At 22.1% G+C, this 17,757-nt stretch carries 27 protein-coding genes and 1 pseudogene; 24 read left to right on the forward strand and 4 right to left on the reverse strand.

Going from position 1 to position 17,757, the window contains the following annotated elements:
• Positions 1–35: 35 nt before the first annotated feature.
• The 20 genes from AACL24_RS00735 (at position 36) to AACL24_RS00830 (ending at position 11,114) form a co-directional block, all read left to right on the forward strand.
• Entirely contained in the window at positions 36–1,787 is a 1,752-nt protein-coding gene (locus tag AACL24_RS00735) for a hypothetical protein (protein WP_339048026.1), read from the forward strand.
• Positions 1,788–2,625: 838 nt separating this feature from the next.
• The gene (locus tag AACL24_RS00740; RefSeq protein ID WP_339048028.1) at positions 2,626–2,835 is read left to right on the forward strand and encodes a hypothetical protein; all 210 of its coding nucleotides are present in this window, start codon (positions 2,626–2,628) and stop codon (positions 2,833–2,835) included.
• A gap of 17 nt (positions 2,836–2,852) precedes the next feature.
• Entirely contained in the window at positions 2,853–2,987 is a 135-nt protein-coding gene (locus AACL24_RS00745) for a hypothetical protein (RefSeq protein WP_339048030.1), read from the forward strand.
• Positions 2,977–3,204, forward strand: coding sequence for a hypothetical protein (locus AACL24_RS00750; protein WP_339048032.1), 228 nt, complete (start codon positions 2,977–2,979; stop codon positions 3,202–3,204). The genes AACL24_RS00745 and AACL24_RS00750 overlap by 11 nt, the downstream gene beginning before the upstream one ends.
• Positions 3,197–3,346: a hypothetical protein gene (locus AACL24_RS00755; protein ID WP_339048034.1), complete on the forward strand. Its 150-nt coding sequence runs from the start codon at positions 3,197–3,199 to the stop codon at positions 3,344–3,346. Before AACL24_RS00750 ends, AACL24_RS00755 begins: the two co-directional genes overlap by 8 nt.
• A gap of 127 nt (positions 3,347–3,473) precedes the next feature.
• Positions 3,474–3,857, forward strand: coding sequence for a PD-(D/E)XK nuclease family protein (locus AACL24_RS00760; protein ID WP_339048036.1), 384 nt, complete (start codon positions 3,474–3,476; stop codon positions 3,855–3,857).
• Positions 3,847–4,071 (forward strand): hypothetical protein, encoded by a 225-nt coding sequence (locus AACL24_RS00765; protein WP_339048038.1) that lies wholly within the window; start codon positions 3,847–3,849, stop codon positions 4,069–4,071. Before AACL24_RS00760 ends, AACL24_RS00765 begins: the two co-directional genes overlap by 11 nt.
• Positions 4,064–4,255: a hypothetical protein gene (locus tag AACL24_RS00770; RefSeq protein ID WP_339048040.1), complete on the forward strand. Its 192-nt coding sequence runs from the start codon at positions 4,064–4,066 to the stop codon at positions 4,253–4,255. Before AACL24_RS00765 ends, AACL24_RS00770 begins: the two co-directional genes overlap by 8 nt.
• 110 nt (positions 4,256–4,365) lie before the next feature.
• A complete protein-coding gene (locus AACL24_RS00775; protein ID WP_339048042.1) occupies positions 4,366–5,250 on the forward strand; it encodes a RecT family recombinase in 885 nt (294 codons plus the stop codon).
• A gap of 119 nt (positions 5,251–5,369) precedes the next feature.
• The gene (locus tag AACL24_RS00780) at positions 5,370–5,792 is read left to right on the forward strand and encodes a transposase family protein (RefSeq protein ID WP_339045912.1); all 423 of its coding nucleotides are present in this window, start codon (positions 5,370–5,372) and stop codon (positions 5,790–5,792) included.
• 23 nt (positions 5,793–5,815) lie between these two features.
• Positions 5,816–6,286, forward strand: coding sequence for a transposase family protein (locus AACL24_RS00785; RefSeq protein ID WP_339048043.1), 471 nt, complete (start codon positions 5,816–5,818; stop codon positions 6,284–6,286).
• A 102-nt stretch (positions 6,287–6,388) separates the two neighbouring features.
• A complete protein-coding gene (locus AACL24_RS00790; RefSeq protein WP_339048045.1) occupies positions 6,389–6,517 on the forward strand; it encodes a hypothetical protein in 129 nt (42 codons plus the stop codon).
• A 259-nt stretch (positions 6,518–6,776) separates the two neighbouring features.
• On the forward strand, positions 6,777–6,926 hold the full coding sequence (locus AACL24_RS00795; RefSeq protein WP_338987125.1) for a hypothetical protein: 150 nt from the start codon (positions 6,777–6,779) through the stop codon (positions 6,924–6,926).
• Positions 6,919–7,059: a hypothetical protein gene (locus AACL24_RS00800; RefSeq protein WP_339048047.1), complete on the forward strand. Its 141-nt coding sequence runs from the start codon at positions 6,919–6,921 to the stop codon at positions 7,057–7,059. The genes AACL24_RS00795 and AACL24_RS00800 overlap by 8 nt, the downstream gene beginning before the upstream one ends.
• A 401-nt stretch (positions 7,060–7,460) precedes the next feature.
• The gene (locus AACL24_RS00805; protein ID WP_339046404.1) at positions 7,461–7,898 is read left to right on the forward strand and encodes a transposase family protein; all 438 of its coding nucleotides are present in this window, start codon (positions 7,461–7,463) and stop codon (positions 7,896–7,898) included.
• A gap of 7 nt (positions 7,899–7,905) precedes the next feature.
• The gene (locus AACL24_RS00810; RefSeq protein WP_339048049.1) at positions 7,906–8,313 is read left to right on the forward strand and encodes a transposase family protein; all 408 of its coding nucleotides are present in this window, start codon (positions 7,906–7,908) and stop codon (positions 8,311–8,313) included.
• Positions 8,314–8,509: 196 nt separating this feature from the next.
• Entirely contained in the window at positions 8,510–8,743 is a 234-nt protein-coding gene (locus AACL24_RS00815; protein WP_339048051.1) for a hypothetical protein, read from the forward strand.
• A gap of 3 nt (positions 8,744–8,746) precedes the next feature.
• Positions 8,747–8,914 (forward strand): hypothetical protein, encoded by a 168-nt coding sequence (locus AACL24_RS00820; protein WP_339048053.1) that lies wholly within the window; start codon positions 8,747–8,749, stop codon positions 8,912–8,914.
• Positions 8,914–9,747 carry a hypothetical protein gene (locus AACL24_RS00825; RefSeq protein WP_339048055.1) on the forward strand — a complete coding sequence of 278 codons (834 nt, stop codon included), beginning with the start codon at positions 8,914–8,916 and terminating at the stop codon, positions 9,745–9,747. Before AACL24_RS00820 ends, AACL24_RS00825 begins: the two co-directional genes overlap by 1 nt.
• A 128-nt stretch (positions 9,748–9,875) precedes the next feature.
• Positions 9,876–11,114, forward strand: a complete 1,239-nt coding sequence (locus tag AACL24_RS00830) for an IS256 family transposase (protein WP_339048057.1) — start codon at positions 9,876–9,878, stop codon at positions 11,112–11,114.
• A 51-nt stretch (positions 11,115–11,165) separates the two neighbouring features.
• Here AACL24_RS00830 and AACL24_RS00835 read toward each other — a convergent pair whose 3' ends face one another.
• Positions 11,166–11,372: a hypothetical protein gene (locus AACL24_RS00835; protein WP_339048058.1), complete on the reverse strand. Its 207-nt coding sequence runs from the start codon at positions 11,370–11,372 to the stop codon at positions 11,166–11,168.
• 233 nt (positions 11,373–11,605) lie between these two features.
• Between AACL24_RS00835 and AACL24_RS00840 the strand changes: the two are divergent.
• Both AACL24_RS00840 and AACL24_RS00845 read left to right on the forward strand, forming a co-directional pair.
• Positions 11,606–12,451 (forward strand): annotated as a pseudogene (locus tag AACL24_RS00840) (IS256 family transposase); the annotation flags it as partial.
• A gap of 94 nt (positions 12,452–12,545) precedes the next feature.
• Positions 12,546–13,784, forward strand: coding sequence for an IS256 family transposase (locus AACL24_RS00845; protein WP_339049353.1), 1,239 nt, complete (start codon positions 12,546–12,548; stop codon positions 13,782–13,784).
• On the opposite strand, the gene AACL24_RS00850 is transcribed toward AACL24_RS00845, so the two are convergent.
• On the reverse strand, positions 13,776–14,216 hold the full coding sequence (locus AACL24_RS00850; protein WP_339048062.1) for a hypothetical protein: 441 nt from the start codon (positions 14,214–14,216) through the stop codon (positions 13,776–13,778). The two genes, AACL24_RS00845 and AACL24_RS00850, sit on opposite strands and share 9 nt — an antisense overlap.
• A gap of 23 nt (positions 14,217–14,239) precedes the next feature.
• Positions 14,240–15,316 (reverse strand): hypothetical protein, encoded by a 1,077-nt coding sequence (locus AACL24_RS00855; RefSeq protein WP_339048064.1) that lies wholly within the window; start codon positions 15,314–15,316, stop codon positions 14,240–14,242.
• A 131-nt stretch (positions 15,317–15,447) separates the two neighbouring features.
• Here AACL24_RS00855 and AACL24_RS00860 point away from each other — a divergent pair, with 131 nt between their 5' ends.
• Entirely contained in the window at positions 15,448–15,870 is a 423-nt protein-coding gene (locus AACL24_RS00860; RefSeq protein WP_339045912.1) for a transposase family protein, read from the forward strand.
• A gap of 23 nt (positions 15,871–15,893) precedes the next feature.
• Complete coding sequence (locus AACL24_RS00865) at positions 15,894–16,301, forward strand: transposase family protein (protein ID WP_339045908.1); 408 nt, start codon at positions 15,894–15,896, stop codon at positions 16,299–16,301.
• A gap of 173 nt (positions 16,302–16,474) precedes the next feature.
• Here the strand turns inward: AACL24_RS00865 and AACL24_RS00870 are convergent, their stop codons facing one another.
• The gene (locus tag AACL24_RS00870) at positions 16,475–17,701 is read right to left on the reverse strand and encodes a hypothetical protein (RefSeq protein WP_339048066.1); all 1,227 of its coding nucleotides are present in this window, start codon (positions 17,699–17,701) and stop codon (positions 16,475–16,477) included.
• Positions 17,702–17,757: the final 56 nt, after the last annotated feature.

A 17,757-nucleotide genomic window follows, 5' to 3' on the forward strand; every position in this document is an offset into this window, starting at 1 on the left:
TAATTGTATTGTTTATAAAAATTAGGGAGTAAAATATGGCTTTTATTAGTAGTTATGCACAACTGAATAAAAAATATAATCTTAATTTTAGTGATAATAATTATGGTTTTAATTGAGATATTTTTAAAGCATTTGTTGGTGATGAATGAGCAGAATATTTTACTACTAATTGTTTTTATCGTTTTATACCAACAGCACGTGGAACAAGAAAAACTTGAAACTGCTTAGCATTTGATTTATTTATATGTTGTAATTTTAGTGATAGTAGTGTCCAAGAAGTAAGAAGATATGAAAATACTCATAGTGAAACTACAATTGGTGCTTTAATGAATGTTTGTCAAGTTTTATTAGATACATATCATATTAATTTATTACCTAATAATCCACATGGTATTAAATGAAAAATAACTAAGGATGGTGGTTGTATTATTTTTCCTAATAATCAACAAATTGACTTTATTGGTTATGCTAATGGTAATAAGATTTTTGGAAAAGAAGCAGGTGGTTCAAATTTTTTAGGTTCAAGAACAGATGAAATAATCATGGCAGAAGAAAAAGAAACACTTACTGATAAAGAATTAACATATCGCTATGAGCGATTAGAAATATCTATGTTTAGAAGTAACAGAATTAAAGTGTCAAATGAACCAATTAAAGAATGAAATTGAACTTTTATTGATAAAAATATATATAGCCCTACTTTTGGAAAAAAGATTACTCGTTATTTTTATAAAAACTTTTTTATGACTTTTACATGCAATCCTTATGATAAATATCATCCATTTTATTTAAAATACTGTACGCCATTTTTACCATTAAATAATGAAGTAATGAAAAATCTTAAAAAAATTGGCAAAGTTTATTATGAAAATAAAGACATGTTTAGTGGTTTAGGTTTATTTGTTTTAAGATTTACTATTAAACCATTTTGAGATAAGTTACCGGATATCCAACAAAGAAAATTATTAGAAATGAAAAAAAGTAATGAAGATGAATATAATACTATTTATTATGGTTTTGAATTTTTAGATAGTGATGCAACAATTTTCCCATTTCAAAAAACAGTAAAATATTGACAATCATATGATTTAAAACAATTTTATAATCAAGAAAAAGATATGTATAAATTTGATTTTTATAGTGTTGGTATTGATTGAGCTACGGGACCAAAAGACCATACTGTATTTATGGTAGTTGGGTTTAAAGAATATAATAATAGTGGATATTATGACCCTTATGTTATTTGTGAATTAATAGTTACTCCAAATGATTTTATTAATGAAAATGAAAAAATTAATGCTTATGTTAATGAAATTTTAGGATTAATGGATAATTTTGAAAATTTTGACCAAGCAATTTATTTTTATGATGATAAAGCTAGAACAGCAATTGATTGATTAAATCAAAAATTAATTGATGAACATAATACTATTTTAATAACACAAACTGCTATTAAACATGCTTCAAATTTAAATCAAGAAGCAGGATTAACTAATAGAGTAGTTTGAATGAGAAATATTATGAGTTATGGAAACTTTTATGCAAATAAAGATGATTTACCAAAAACTACTCAATGTTTAGAAGAATTACGTTATGATGAAACAAAAACTAACATTCCTGATAAGAATATGTACCAAGACCCTTATGATGCTCTGTTTTATGCACTGTATCCATATAAAAATGTAATTAGGGGTAAAAATAATGCTAGTGTGAAAAAAAAGCATCTTCACATTTGCTATATAATAAACAAGTTGAATATCATTAATATTATTGGTCTCACAAAATAAACGCCTTGCATTTAGGCGTTATTTTTCATTTAAAAGCATACTTGTAAAAATAATCAAAAATAGTACAATTTTAAAGTAAAATAAAAGAAAAAAGGAGTAATTTAATATGAAAACATGAATAAAAACAAATTTAAGTAAAATAACATTAGGATTAGCACTAACTGGTGCTACAACTGGAACAATAGGATTAATCATGGGGGGTGCTTACCCATAATGTTAGTGGAGTTAAATAATATTTAACTCCACATAAACAAGTTGAATGAGGTGTTCAAACTATTTGAACAACTAATCCAAATAATACCTTAAAAAAGATTATAAATTTGAGTTATATTTTGCAGATGAACCATTAAGAAGAAAATTTGATATATCTTTTCAAAATTGATATTACAGTACAGATATAGTATGAAACGGTAAATATCCTAATGGATATTTTAATAAATAATTTATATTTCTAAGTTAATATAAGAAATATTGGGCGCATCACTTTAACTCCTAGTTTCATAAAATAACAAAGAACGATATAACTATCGTTCTTTTTTTGTTAAAAGATTAAAACTTAATACCCTGTCGGAAGAAAAATAAATTACTGTTGGTTATAGACCTATTCTTCTATCAGTATAAAAGGATTCTAATGTTAAGCAAATTAGAAAGTAACAGTATATCGCTTAATGTAATTATAGATTAATTTGAATAGCCTTATGATGGCTCAGTAAATACCCCATTAATCTAATTAATAATTACATTTGTATTATTTAAAAAAATAGGGGGTTTATATATAAATACATACCTCATTAACAATATCATAACACAATAAAAAAAATAAAGGAGAAAAATAAAAATGAAATATGCTTACTTATTAAAATATGAAGTTAATTATACTGGTCAAATAAAATATAAATTATTTTCTACAATTGAAAATGCTAATAACTTTCATAGAAATTATAAACATCATTTAATCAAAGAGGCTTATATTGAAAAATATGAAATATTAGTAATGGAATTAGACATAAATTTAAATAATAAGGAATTAAATAAAAAACTTAATTAATGAAAGGAAAAATATTTATGGAATATAGAGAATATAGAATGGTTGGTTCTTGTGATAAATGTAGAAAACAATCTTCTTTTGGTAATAGATTATGTAATAAATGTTTTTGAATATTAATAGGTAGAAAGGAAAGTTATAAATATGAAAATTAATGGTAAAGAATATGATGGTTTTAAATTTGTTAATAGTTTTTATAGAGATAGATATAAAGAATGTAAAGAAAAAAATATCTCAGATGATTTAATAAATTATGGAATGTTAAAATTATTAGAACATATTATTAAAGAAAAAAAAGATATTGATTATGCATTAAAAATTATTGAAGGATGATATGCTTTTTTAGAAGCAAAATGTGATGAATATGCCTAAATTAATATTTAAAAAAGAAACACATCAATATTTTTTAGAAGATAAAGAATTAATTTCAGTTTCTAGAATTATTGATAATTATTTAGGTTTTGGTTATAGTCATATATCACCAGAAATATTAAAATGCTTCAGTTCGTGGTAAATGAGTTCATAAAATTAATGAATTATATTTACAAAATATTAATAAAGAAAATATTATTAATAATTTATTAAAAAAATTAAAACCAGTAACTAATTCAATAAATTATTCTTATTGTAAAAAATCACTTATGTTTTTAAAAGAAAAATTTAAAGATAAAAATAATTATGAATTTATTATAGAAAAACCTATTGCTGATACCTTAGTTGCTGGAACACCAGATTTAGTTTATGTAGATAAAAAAGAAAATAAATATTATTTAGTTGATTATAAAACATATGCTTGTATTGATGAAGATAAATTAAAAAGAATTAAATTACAATTAACTGCTTATTATTGTTTACTGCTTGCTAATGGTATGACCCCATTTTCATTACCTAATAGAGGTTATGTATATTTAACGAATAAAAATAATCAAGAAGAAATAGAAATAAAAATAACAAAAGAATTAAAAGAAGAATGATTTAATGCAAAAACAAAATATTTTAAAGGAGAAAATCAAAATGGAATATAAACTAGAATATTGTAAAAATAAAAAATGTAATTTTAATGAATTATTAACGAAAAGTATTAATGCTAGAATTGAATTTTTAGAATATAAAATTGAAGAAATTAATTTAAGTCAAATAAATGTATGAGAATTAGATGTTTTAAGAGGTCAAATTAAAGAATTAAATATTTTAAAAAATAATATTAAAGAATGATTAAGAAGAAATAAAAATGATTAATGAGAAATCAATTAAAGAAATAAACATTTATTCTTGTAATTCAATTGAATTTGATAAATTACCTAAAAAATTAGATAGTAATCTAAATAATTGAATTGAGATTAATAGTCATTTAATAGTTAATCCTAGTAAAAATATTGAAGTACATTTAGATAATAGATTTAAAAAAGTTAAAAAATGATAGGAGATAACTTATGGATAAATCAATTTTAATTTTATTAAAACATATAGGCAAAATTAATAAAAAATTAGATGAAATTTTAGAATTATTAAATAAAAAAGGAGAAGAAAATAATGAGTAATAATAAAAATGAATTAAAAATTCCTAATTTTATTAAAAGTAATAAAGAAGAATATGTAAAATTTAGAAATTATTATGAAATGATTATAAATTCTAGTAAAGATTTAAAAAATATGAATACACAAAGTTTAATTAATGCCTTAATTAATTTATATAAATTAAATCTTTCAATTAATCCTATTAAAAAAGAATTAGCATTAATACCTTATGGTGATGAATTACAAGTTCAAATTCAAGAAGATGGTTGATTAACATTATTACAAAGAACTGGATTAGTAATTGATTTTCAAAGAGAAAAAATAACAACAGCACATAAATTTAATCAAGAAAATAATAAATGAGAAATTAATCCAGCATTAATTTTTGAAAGAAAAACTATTAATACAATTGGTTATTATTGTTATATTTCACTTTTAGATAAAAATGGTAAAATTAATAATTTTTATAAAGGAATGACAGTTGAAGAAATAAATCAACATAGAGATAAATATGGAAAAACTTATAATAAAAAAAATCAAGAATGAAAATTAAATCCTATATGAACTTCTGCTTTTGACCAAATGGCTTTAAAAACTGTTGTAAAAGCACTTATTCGTGAAATTAATAAAACACCAATTATTGTATTAAATAATCAAGATGATATTAATTTAGCACTTCAATTAGACCAAGGTGTAGTAATTGATGAACAAACTATTGCATATAAAGATAATAATGGTGATGAAGTTAAAATTATTGATTCAAATCCTAAAATGAAAGAATATCAAGATACTATTGATACTATTACTAATTCAACTGATAATACTGATTTAAATTCTACTTTATCTAAATTAAAAGAATTAGAAAAAGAAGAAGAAATTATAGAAAATTTTGAAGTTTAATAAGGAGTTAAAATAATAGACATATTCCGTAATTAAATTTTTTAAAAGTCAATTAATAATTTTAAAATTTATTTTATAATTTTGTTATTAACAATAAATTTAGAAAAGTGTTGATAAAAATGATTTTTGAAAATTTAAAAAAATTAAAAAATGAAGAATTTTATAGATATTTTGGTATAAAACGTTTTCATTTTAATGAAATGTTAGAAAAATTAATTGAAATAGAAAAATTAGAAAAAAATAAAGGTCGAAAAAATAAACTTTCAGTAGAAGAAAGATTAATGATGACTTTATTATACTGAAAAGAATATTATACTTTTTTTCAAATGAGTATTAAATCTAAAATGAGCCCATCAAGTTGTTTTCGAAATATTACTTGAGTAGAAAATAAACTTAGTAACCACAAAGATTACCAATTTTTAAAAGAAAGATATAAATTAAAAATTGATAAAAAACAAGAAAATTCAAATGAATTTCAATTTTATTTAATTGATTCAACTGAGATTGAAATTGAAAGACCAACTAAAAAAAACTACAGTTAGAATATTTTTCTGGTAAAAGTTGAATGTATTCTATAAAATTTCAAATTGTATATGATTTTTTTAATAAAAAAATTGTTGATATTTTTGCTGATAATGGTAAAGTGCATGATTTTCAAATATTAAAAAATTCAAATCTTGAATTTTCAGAAAAAACAATAATTATTGGTGATTTAGGATATCAAGGTATACAAAATATTTATAAAAATACAATAATACCAATTAAAAGAACTAAAAATAAAAAATTAACTAAACAAGAAAGAAAATACAATAAGATTGTATCTAAAATTAGAATTAAAGTTGAACATGTCTTTGCTTGATTGAAAAGATTCAAAATTTTAGTAAATAAATGTAGAAAATCTAAATTTAGACTTATGTACTTAAGATTTAACTTACTTTGTGAAATTTTTAATAAAATAAAACCATTAAATTTTTATCGAATTAATATAAAAATATTATTAACAATTTTTTGTTTAAAATGTAAACTCATTTTTTAAACTATTTTTTCAAAAAATATTTATTTCTATATTCAATAACACTAAATAGTTTTAAAACAATTTTATTGACAATTAATTAAATTTAATTACGGAATATGTCCAATGAATAAAGAAAAATTAATTAATTGATTAAATAAACAAATTAGTATTTGCTTATGTGATTCTTTAAAAGAAGCCGGCAAACTTACTGCTTATTATAAAGTACTTGAATTTATAGAAAAGGAAGAATAAATAATGAAATTATTTTATATCTTATTAAGAATATTAATTTTACCATTATTTTTATTATTATCTTTAATCTCTATTCCTTATAATTTATTAACATTTATTTTATTTGGTAAATTTAAAATTGAATTTGAAATGAAATGAAAAGAGGAAAGTAAATAATGGGATATTGAACAAAGTATAAATGTGTTTTTTGTGGAGAAATAATGATTGGTGATGAAGAAAATATTGAACATGTAAGAGAACATAGAAAGGGTATTAGATAATGAAAAAAGAAAATAGAGTTAATAAAAGTGTATTACGTAAATATATAACAGATTTAATGTTTAAGTATAAAGATAAAGCAGATTCAATATTAGTTTTACATGAAATATTTTTATGATTAAATGAAAGTTGAGTTGATAATAATGAATAAATTAAAATTAAATTCTTTTGAGAAGTGAATAGAAGCAAACACTAAATTGTATTTTGATGAAAAAGAAGAAACATTTAAAAATAATGATAATAAAAATCAAAAAGAAATAATTGAAATTAAAGAAAATAATTAATATTTAGGCATTTGACATATACCCATATACTCTTTACCCGTTCCTTTTTTTATTTTATTTAATATGTCAATGTAAGTCCTAATTACAATTTTATATCTATACAGAACGAAACTAGGTAAGTGTGAAATTATGTCGCGAGAACGGAATTCTAGAATAATAAGTTATATATTTAATATATACGTACCGTTGGACACTTATAAAGAAACAGGTCTACCTAGTCCACCGTTTACTACGGTGCTGATGAGTTCATAAAAGGAAGTGAAATAATGAGAAATATTAGAACTGAATGATTTTATAATAGACATATTCCGTAATTAAATTTTTTAAAAGTCAATTAATAATTTTAAAATTTATTTTATAATTTTGTTATTAACAATAAATTTAGAAAAGTGTTGATAAAAATGATTTTTGAAAATTTAAAAAAATTAAAAAATGAAGAATTTTATAGATATTTTGGTATAAAACGTTTTCATTTTAATGAAATGTTAGAAAAATTAATTGAAATAGAAAAATTAGAAAAAAATAAAGGTCGAAAAAATAAACTTTCAGTAGAAGAAAGATTAATGATGACTTTATTATACTGAAAAGAATATTATACTTTTTTTCAAATGAGTATTAAATCTAAAATGAGCCCATCAAGTTGTTTTCGAAATATTACTTGAGTAGAAAATAAACTTAGTAACCACAAAGATTACCAATTTTTAAAAGAAAGATATAAATTAAAAATTGATAAAAAACAAGAAAATTCAAATGAATTTCAATTTTATTTAATTGATTCAACTGAGATTGAAATTGAAAGACCAACTAAAAAAACTACAGTTAGAATATTTTTCTGGTAAAAGTTGAATGTATTCTATAAAATTTCAAATTGTATATGATTTTTTTAATAAAAAAATTGTTGATATTTTTGCTGATAATGGTAAAGTGCATGATTTTCAAATATTAAAAAATTCAAATCTTGAATTTTCAGAAAAAACAATAATTATTGGTGATTTAGGATATCAAGGTATACAAAATATTTATAAAAATACAATAATACCAATTAAAAGAACTAAAAATAAAAAATTAACTAAACAAAAAAGAAAATACAATAAGATTGTATCTAAAATTAGAATTAAAGTTGAACATGTCTTTGCTTGATTGAAAAGATTCAAAATTTTAGTAAATAAATGTAGAAAATCTAAATTTAGACTTATGTACTTAAGATTTAACTTACTTTGTGAAATTTTTAATAAAATAAAACCATTAAAATAAAAAAAATATTAAAAATATTTTTTTAAAATTTAAATTTTTATCGAGTTAATATAAAAATATTATTAACAATTTTTTGTTTAAAATGTAAACTCATTTTTTAAACTATTTTTTCAAAAAATATTTATTTCTATATTCAATAACACTAAATAGTTTTAAAACAATTTTATTGACAATTAATTAAATTTAATTACGGAATATGTCCAATGAAAAAAGCCCAAAAGAAATAAAATGTCCAACAGTTGGACTATTAAAAAATAAAGAAGATGCTTTATGTTATTTATTAGCATTAAATTTATATCCAAAATTATATCCACAATATATTTATTATTCATGAATATTAGAAAATAATCAAACTGGTTATTTAATTATTTGTGGTAATAATAGAGATACTATTGGAAATATGCAATTTAAATTTATAAAAGGAGAATAAAAAATGCCAAGCATAGAAAAATTAGAATTAAATTATTATAAATTATTAGTAAAAACATCATCTAAATTAAAAGATATTTGAAATGAATTAAATTATCATGGAAATTATGAAAAATCAGGAAATATGATTGATGAATTGATAAGAAATTTAGATGAGGAGATATATAAATAATGCCAAACGAAAATACGCAATCAAATTATACTTTAACTAAATTAATACGTTCTTCAATTAGTCCATTATCAGCAATGATTGGTACAAGTGCGTATTATGGTCAAGTAATAGGTAATCCATTATTAGGTTCAATTAATAGTTTATTATTTGGTAAAAAATTAGGTTTAGATATTTGAAATTTAAATCAAAAACCAAATACTAAAACTAAATTAATTAATAGTAGTAAAAAAATATTATTAGGTTTAGGAACAATTGGTTTAGTTAATTATGCAAAATTTACTAATTCTTCAATTAATCCAAGCCCAACTGAAAGTCCAATAACTACAACTACTATTGACCCATTTCCACCAGATTTGGGACAAAACATAGTTTTTATGGGACAAAATAATGAATTTATGGGACAAATGGATTGAGATACATTTATTAGTTTAAATAGTTATGGTATTGCTAGTTTGGTTGCTGGTATTACTGAATTAATACCTAATAAATTTGAAAATATAAGAAGAATTGCTAATATGGCAACTGGTGGTTGTTTAATTTCAAGTGGTGTTGCTATTGGGATTAATAATGGTTTTGATAATGCAAGTGCTATTCCAACCATAATTGCTGGTGCAAGTGAAATTATTCATAATTTATTACCTATGGAAACTAATAATCATAATCAAGAATTACAAGAAGTATTTACTGATGAAACTACAAGATTAATTAATGATAATAGATTCACAATTAATAGTGAAACAAGTAGTCAATATGGTAGTGATAATATGAGCGAAGTACCACTAAATAACGATAATGTTTCATTAAATTGAGATTATAATCACATGAGTTTATAAATAAATAAAAATGCCTTTAATAGGCATTTTTTAAGGTAATGTTTAGTAATCTGTGTAACTTACAAAAATAACTATGTTTAATTAATTCTAATAAATATAATTAAATTTCTAGAAAGAGTGAGTTACAGATGGCTAAAAAGCAAAATATTAATAATAATGATCCAATATCAAAAACAGTAGATTTATTATTAGAAAATACTGAAGATTTAACAACAGTTTTTAAAGAGGGAGGATTGTATAAAGAATTAACAAAAAGATTAGTAGAAAAAATGTTGAATTCTGAGATGCAAAATTATTTGGGATATGAAAAGAATCAACATAGTAATAGTGACAATGCTCGTAATGGTATAAGTTCAAAAAAAATAATAACTCAACAAGGTAAAATTGAGATTGATGTACCACGAGATCGCAATAGTAATTTTAATCCTATAATAGTTGCAAAAAGACAAAGAAGATTTGATGGTTTTGATCAACAAGTTCTTTCTTTATATGCAAAAGGTATGACATTATCAGATATTAGAATGCAATTACAAGAGTTATATCATGGTGCTGATATTAGTGAAAGTGTTATTAGTCAAATTACTGATGATGTTATTGATGATGTAAAAGCATGGCAAAATCGACCATTAGAAAGTGTCTATCCGATTGTTTATTTTGATTGCATAGTAGTGAAAGTACGACAAGATAAAAGGATTATTAATAAATCAGTTTATATAGCTTTAGGAGTTGATTTAGAAGGTAAAAAAGATGTTTTAGGTTTATGAATTAGTGAAAATGAAGGTGCTAAATTTTGATTAGCAAATTTAACAGAAATGAAAAATCGTGGCTTAAATGATATTCTTATTGCCTGCAGTGATAATTTAACAGGCATGTCAGAAGCAATACAATCAGTTTATCTTAAAACAGAACATCAATTATGCATAGTTCATCAAATTAGAAATAGTTTGAAATATGTCTCATATAAGCATAGAAAATCTCTAGTTGCAGATTTAAAACCAATTTATACTGCATGTAGTGAAGAACAAGCAATGCAGGCTTTAGAATCCTTTGAAAATAAGTGAAATAAACAATATCCTCAAATTGCTAAATCTTGATATAAAAATTGAGATAATTTAATGGTTTTTATTAGTTATCCTACAGAAATCAAAAGAGTTATTTATACAACAAATGCTATTGAATCTGTAAATAGTCAATTACGAAAAGTTATCAGAAATAAAAAAGTTTTTCCTAATGATATGGCAGTTTTTAAAATATTTTATTTAGCAATTGAAAATATAACAAAAAAATGAACAATGCCCATTCAAAATTGAAATACAGCAATTGCTCATTTTATGATAAAATTTGAAGATAGAATTAATCTAAACTAGTACTTTGTAAAACAAAGATACACAGATTACATAAAAGTCTCTTTTTTAATATTAATAAATACTTTTTACTTCTTGTTGTTTATTAATAGAATTTAGTTTAGTTTGTAATTTATTAATTTTATTTTGTTTTTTAAGTGCTTTTTTATTAGGGTCTGTTAATGATTGACCAAAAGCAATAAATGCTTTTCCTAATTTAACTAATATATAACCCCCATTAATACATAAATTAGCAACTATAATTATTGTTGTAGTATCCATATTAATCACCACCTTTCTAAAATATTTGATTTATTTTTAATACAATTTTTACTATAATAAATATAATTAAACCAGCAACCGCAGAAGATAATAAAACTCCTATTAAACCTAAAATAATTTTTATAATTTTAAAAAAACAGGTAATGTTTAGTAATCTGTGTAACTTACAAAAATAACTATGTTTAATTAATTCTAGTAAATATAATTAAATGACTAGAAAGAGTGAGTTACAGATGGCTAAAAAGCAAAATATTAATAATAATGATCCAATATCAAAAGCAGTAGATTTATTATTAGAAAATACTGAAGATTTAACAACAGTTTTTAAAGAGGGAGGATTGTATAAAGAATTAACAAAAAGATTAGTAGAAAAAATGTTGAATTCTGAGATGCAAAATTATTTAGGATATGAAAAGAATCAACATAGTAATAGTGACAATGCTCGTAATGGTATAAGTTCAAAAAAAATAATAACTCAACAAGGTAAAATTGAGATTGATGTACCACGAGATCGCAATAGTAATTTTAATCCTATAATAGTTGCAAAAAGACAAAGAAGATTTGATGGTTTTGATCAACAAGTTCTTTCTTTATATGCAAAAGGTATGACATTATCAGATATTAGAATGCAATTACAAGAGTTATATCATGGTGCTGATATTAGTGAAAGTGTTATTAGTCAAATTACTGATGATGTTATTGATGATGTAAAAGCATGGCAAAATCGACCATTAGAAAGTGTCTATCCGATTGTTTATTTTGATTGCATAGTAGTGAAAGTACGACAAGATAAAAGGATTATTAATAAATCAGTTTATATAGCTTTAGGAGTTGATTTAGAAGGTAAAAAAGATGTTTTAGGTTTATGAATTAGTGAAAATGAAGGTGCTAAATTTTGATTAGCAAATTTAACAGAAATGAAAAATCGTGGCTTAAATGATATTCTTATTGCCTGCAGTGATAATTTAACAGGCATGTCAGAAGCAATACAATCAGTTTATCTTAAAACAGAACATCAATTATGCATAGTTCATCAAATTAGAAATAGTTTGAAATATGTCTCATATAAGCATAGAAAATGGTAATGTTTAGTAATCTGTGTAACTTACAAAAAAACTATGTTTAATTAATTCTAGTAAATATAATTAAATGACTAGAAAGAGTGAGTTACAGATGGCTAAAAAGCAAAATATTAATAATAATGATCCAATATCAAAAGCAGTAGATTTATTATTAGAAAATACTGAAGATTTAACAACAGTTTTTAAAGAGGGAGGATTGTATAAAGAATTAACAAAAAGATTAGTAGAAAAAATGTTGAATTCTGAGATGCAAAATTATTTGGGATATGAAAAGAATCAACATAGTAATAGTGACAATGCTCGTAATGGTATAAGTTCAAAAAAAATAATAACTCAACAAGGTAAAATTGAGATTGATGTACCACGAGATCGCAATAGTAATTTTAATCCTATAATAGTTGCAAAAAGACAAAGAAGATTTGATGGTTTTGATCAACAAGTTCTTTCTTTATATGCAAAAGGTATGACATTATCAGATATTAGAATGCAATTACAAGAGTTATATCATGGTGCTGATATTAGTGAAAGTGTTATTAGTCAAATTACTGATGATGTTATTGATGATGTAAAAGCATGGCAAAATCGACCATTAGAAAGTGTCTATCCGATTGTTTATTTTGATTGCATAGTAGTGAAAGTACGACAAGATAAAAGGATTATTAATAAATCAGTTTATATAGCTTTAGGAGTTGATTTAGAAGGTAAAAAAGATGTTTTAGGTTTATGAATTAGTGAAAATGAAGGTGCTAAATTTTGATTAGCAAATTTAACAGAAATGAAAAATCGTGGCTTAAATGATATTCTTATTGCCTGCAGTGATAATTTAACAGGCATGTCAGAAGCAATACAATCAGTTTATCTTAAAACAGAACATCAATTATGCATAGTTCATCAAATTAGAAATAGTTTGAAATATGTCTCATATAAGCATAGAAAATCTCTAGTTACAGATTTAAAACCAATTTATACTGCATGTAGTGAAGAACAAGCAATGCAGGCTTTAAAATCCTTTGAAAATAAGTGAAATAAACAATATCCTCAAATTGCTAAATCTTGATATAAAAATTGAGATAATTTAATGGTTTTTATTAGTTATCCTACAGAAATCAAAAGAGTGATTTATACAACAAATGCTATTGAATCTGTAAATAGTCAATTACGAAAAGTTATCAGAAATAAAAAAGTTTTTCCTAATGATATGGCAGTTTTTAAAATATTTTATTTAGCAATTGAAAATATAACAAAAAAATGAACAATGCCCATTCAAAATTGAAATACAGCAATTGCTCATTTTATGATAAAATTTAAAGATAGAATTAATCTAAACTAGTACTTTGTAAAACAAAGATACACAGATTACATAAAAGCCTCTAAAAGCCTCAAATAAATGTGGAAAATCTTTATTTAAATTTGATAATTCTTCATCAATATCTTCTTTATCTCCAAGATATCTTTTTAATAAATTAATATTTTCTTCTGATAAATCATATTTTTTATAACTTTCTGAATGTCTAATTTCTCTATCTTTATCAGTTTTTTCTTTATATAAAGTATTATATTTTTCTTCTAATTCTTTATATTTATCTTCTAAAGTTGGTTCTTTAGATTCTTCTGTTTCTGGTTCTTTTTTGTCTTCAGATTCAGATTCTTTTTCAGTATTTTCTTCTGATTTTACTTCTTCTTCCTTAGTTTCTTCTTGTTCTTCATTTTTTTCTTTTTCTTCCATAGTATTACCTTCTTTCATTTCATTTTCATTTAACATAATTACCACCATCTTTCTAATGGTTATGTCACTCTAGGTGAAATTTGTATATTATTAAAGTTAATATTACTAATTATTTCACTGGTTAAATAATCTGTATTAATATGTAAACTACCAATTAAATTTATAGTAATGTTGAGTTTAGTACCTACAAAACTCATAACTAATCAAGTTTGTAGAAAAGTTACTCTGGTGTCATCTGAACTAACATTATTTGTATCTCCAATTAATACTGAATAATATTTATTACTATCAAGTTCATTTTTTATGTAATATTCTTTCAAACTAGGAGATAAAAGAATTTCTACTTTAAATTTACAATTGTTTCCTTCGTGTTCTTGATTATCATTATAGTGGTAATAAGTTTCTGGATTATTTTCATGAAAATAAGGGGTATATTCTCCTATAAATTGTGGTATATCCTTTAAATCAAGAATAATAAATGAATTGCTACTATTAAATGTATTGTTTTTATTTCCTTCAATTGCAGATATACTAATATTTCAATTTAATTCAAAGTTTTTATAATCATTCAGAAAATCTTTTACGTTTTGATAATCATAATCAGTTAAATCAATGGAAATATCTTTTGTTCATGATTGATAATTAATATTATTTGGATAAATAAAGTATTGATAACGTTTAGAAATGTCTGATACAAATGGAGAAATAAAATTATTGTTTAATTTTTGACCAGATAAATCTATGAATATTGAATGTGGTATTTCCGTTGGTGGTGGTGGATTAACTGCTTTTGGATAATTATATTTATTTTTAAAACTATAAGTATTATTTGCTAATAAAAAATTATTTTTAATTAATCTTATATTACCGCTTGCTTTACCAACTGTTTGATATGTTCCTGCTCAAATACTAAAATCATCACTTACAGCACCTTCATAATCATTTGGCATGCTATAAAATGTTAATTTGAAATTACATTTTCCTTGAACTAAAATATCAATCATATCTATATAAAAACCATTATAATTATCATTACTAAAAATGGGTGATTGTAAATCAAAATCTTCTACTGGTGGCAATAAATATATTTGTTGATTATTATTCGGATTATTTTGTGATATATTAACTAGATTCATATATTTAGTATCAATAATATTATTATTATAGACATATTCCGTAATTAAATTTTTTAAAAGTCAATTAATAATTTTAAAATTTATTTTATAATTTTGTTATTAACAATAAATTTAGAAAAGTGTTGATAAAAATGATTTTTGAAAATTTAAAAAAATTAAAAAATGAAGAATTTTATAGATATTTTGGTATAAAACGTTTTCATTTTAATGAAATGTTAGAAAAATTAATTGAAATAGAAAAATTAGAAAAAAATAAAGGTCGAAAAAATAAACTTTCAGTAGAAGAAAGATTAATGATGACTTTATTATACTGAAAAGAATATTATACTTTTTTTCAAATGAGTATTAAATCTAAAATGAGCCCATCAAGTTGTTTTCGAAATATTACTTGAGTAGAAAATAAACTTAGTAACCACAAAGATTACCAATTTTTAAAAGAAAGATATAAATTAAAAATTGATAAAAAACAAGAAAATTCAAATGAATTTCAATTTTATTTAATTGATTCAACTGAGATTGAAATTGAAAGACCAACTAAAAAAAACTACAGTTAGAATATTTTTCTGGTAAAAGTTGAATGTATTCTATAAAATTTCAAATTGTATATGATTTTTTTAATAAAAAAATTGTTGATATTTTTGCTGATAATGGTAAAGTGCATGATTTTCAAATATTAAAAAATTCAAATCTTGAATTTTCAGAAAAAACAATAATTATTGGTGATTTAGGATATCAAGGTATACAAAATATTTATAAAAATACAATAATACCAATTAAAAGAACTAAAAATAAAAAATTAACTAAACAAGAAAGAAAATACAATAAGATTGTATCTAAAATTAGAATTAAAGTTGAACATGTCTTTGCTTGATTGAAAAGATTCAAAATTTTAGTAAATAAATGTAGAAAATCTAAATTTAGACTTATGTACTTAAGATTTAACTTACTTTGTGAAATTTTTAATAAAATAAAACCATTAAAATAAAAAAAATATTAAAAATATTTTTTTAAAATTTAAATTTTTATCGAGTTAATATAAAAATATTATTAACAATTTTTTGTTTAAAATGTAAACTCATTTTTTAAACTATTTTTTCAAAAAATATTTATTTCTATATTCAATAACACTAAATAGTTTTAAAACAATTTTATTGACAATTAATTAAATTTAATTACGGAATATGTCCTATCAATATCATAAGTTGAAAGTTTAATGTTATTAGTCAAATTAAATGTAAAACTTGTCATATGACTTGATGTTCCTAAAATTGCTGGTAATTCATCAGGTGTACCATTTCTAAAAACATCATAAGGCATAATATTTTTTTCTTTTGCACTTGAGTAAATAACATTTGTATAAAATTTATATAATTCTGCACTCATAAAAAAATTAACAATATTAAATCTCGGTATTAATAAATTTGAAACTTTTTTAAATCCTATATTCATTCCACCAGTAAAAACATTAAAGAAACTACCAAATGCTGGTATTGTATTTAATTGTATTTTTGTAGTTTCTCTGTCTGATAAAGATATTTCATTTAAAGAATTATAAATAAAATACATCAAAGCATTTAAATTTCTTAAATTTTTAAATTTTAAATTATTAATAATATAACCATTAACTTGACCTCTTGATTTTTTATTATTTTTATTAAAATATACAAAATAAGGATTACCAATAGTATAAAATTTATCACTGTCTAAATTTATTCCATTTAAAAAATTACTATCTCAATAAGGAATATATTTACCAGTTTCAGTATCAATCTTGTTAGTTGCTGTTGTTTTTTCAACATCAGTTAATATATGACCTTCAAAAGTCTTTTTTGCACCATCATCATACATTGGTGCTATTACTTCTTGTCATTGTTGATAAGTATCAACTGTTGATTTTGCACCAACTGTTAAAACATAATTAGTTTCTGGTAAAGCACTAAAACTAACTGGGTCATATGTAGATGCCTGATAATTTAAAGGAAAAATTAAATGTGTTGGATTCATAATAATTTCCTTATTATCATTTTTATTAATATTTCTACCCCATAATCCAATAGCAATAGTACCTACCGTTCCATAAAAAGTTATTTGTGCATGTGTAACTGGTCTAGGTGATAAATAGTCTTGGTCTAATATAATATTGTTATTTAAATCAAGTGCAGGTATTGCAACTGGTTCACCAACAGCACCTAATTGTACATATTGATTAATTGCTAATCCACTTGTTGCTAATTTATCATTTAAACTACTAAAAGTACATTGAATATATGCTAATTCTTTATTTTCATTATTATAAGTTTTACTAGCAACTTCAAGAATATATCATTGTCTATCAACTTTAATACTTTTATCAGTATTTATAACTTTATTAATTTCTGGAATCATATATAACTTATATAAATTTGCAACAATATTATTAATAAAATTAAAATTCTTTTTTT

The organism is Spiroplasma endosymbiont of Colias croceus (genome assembly GCF_964020095.1).
In the GTDB taxonomy this organism is placed as follows: domain Bacteria; phylum Bacillota_I; class Bacilli_A; order Mycoplasmatales; family VBWQ01; genus Spiroplasma_E.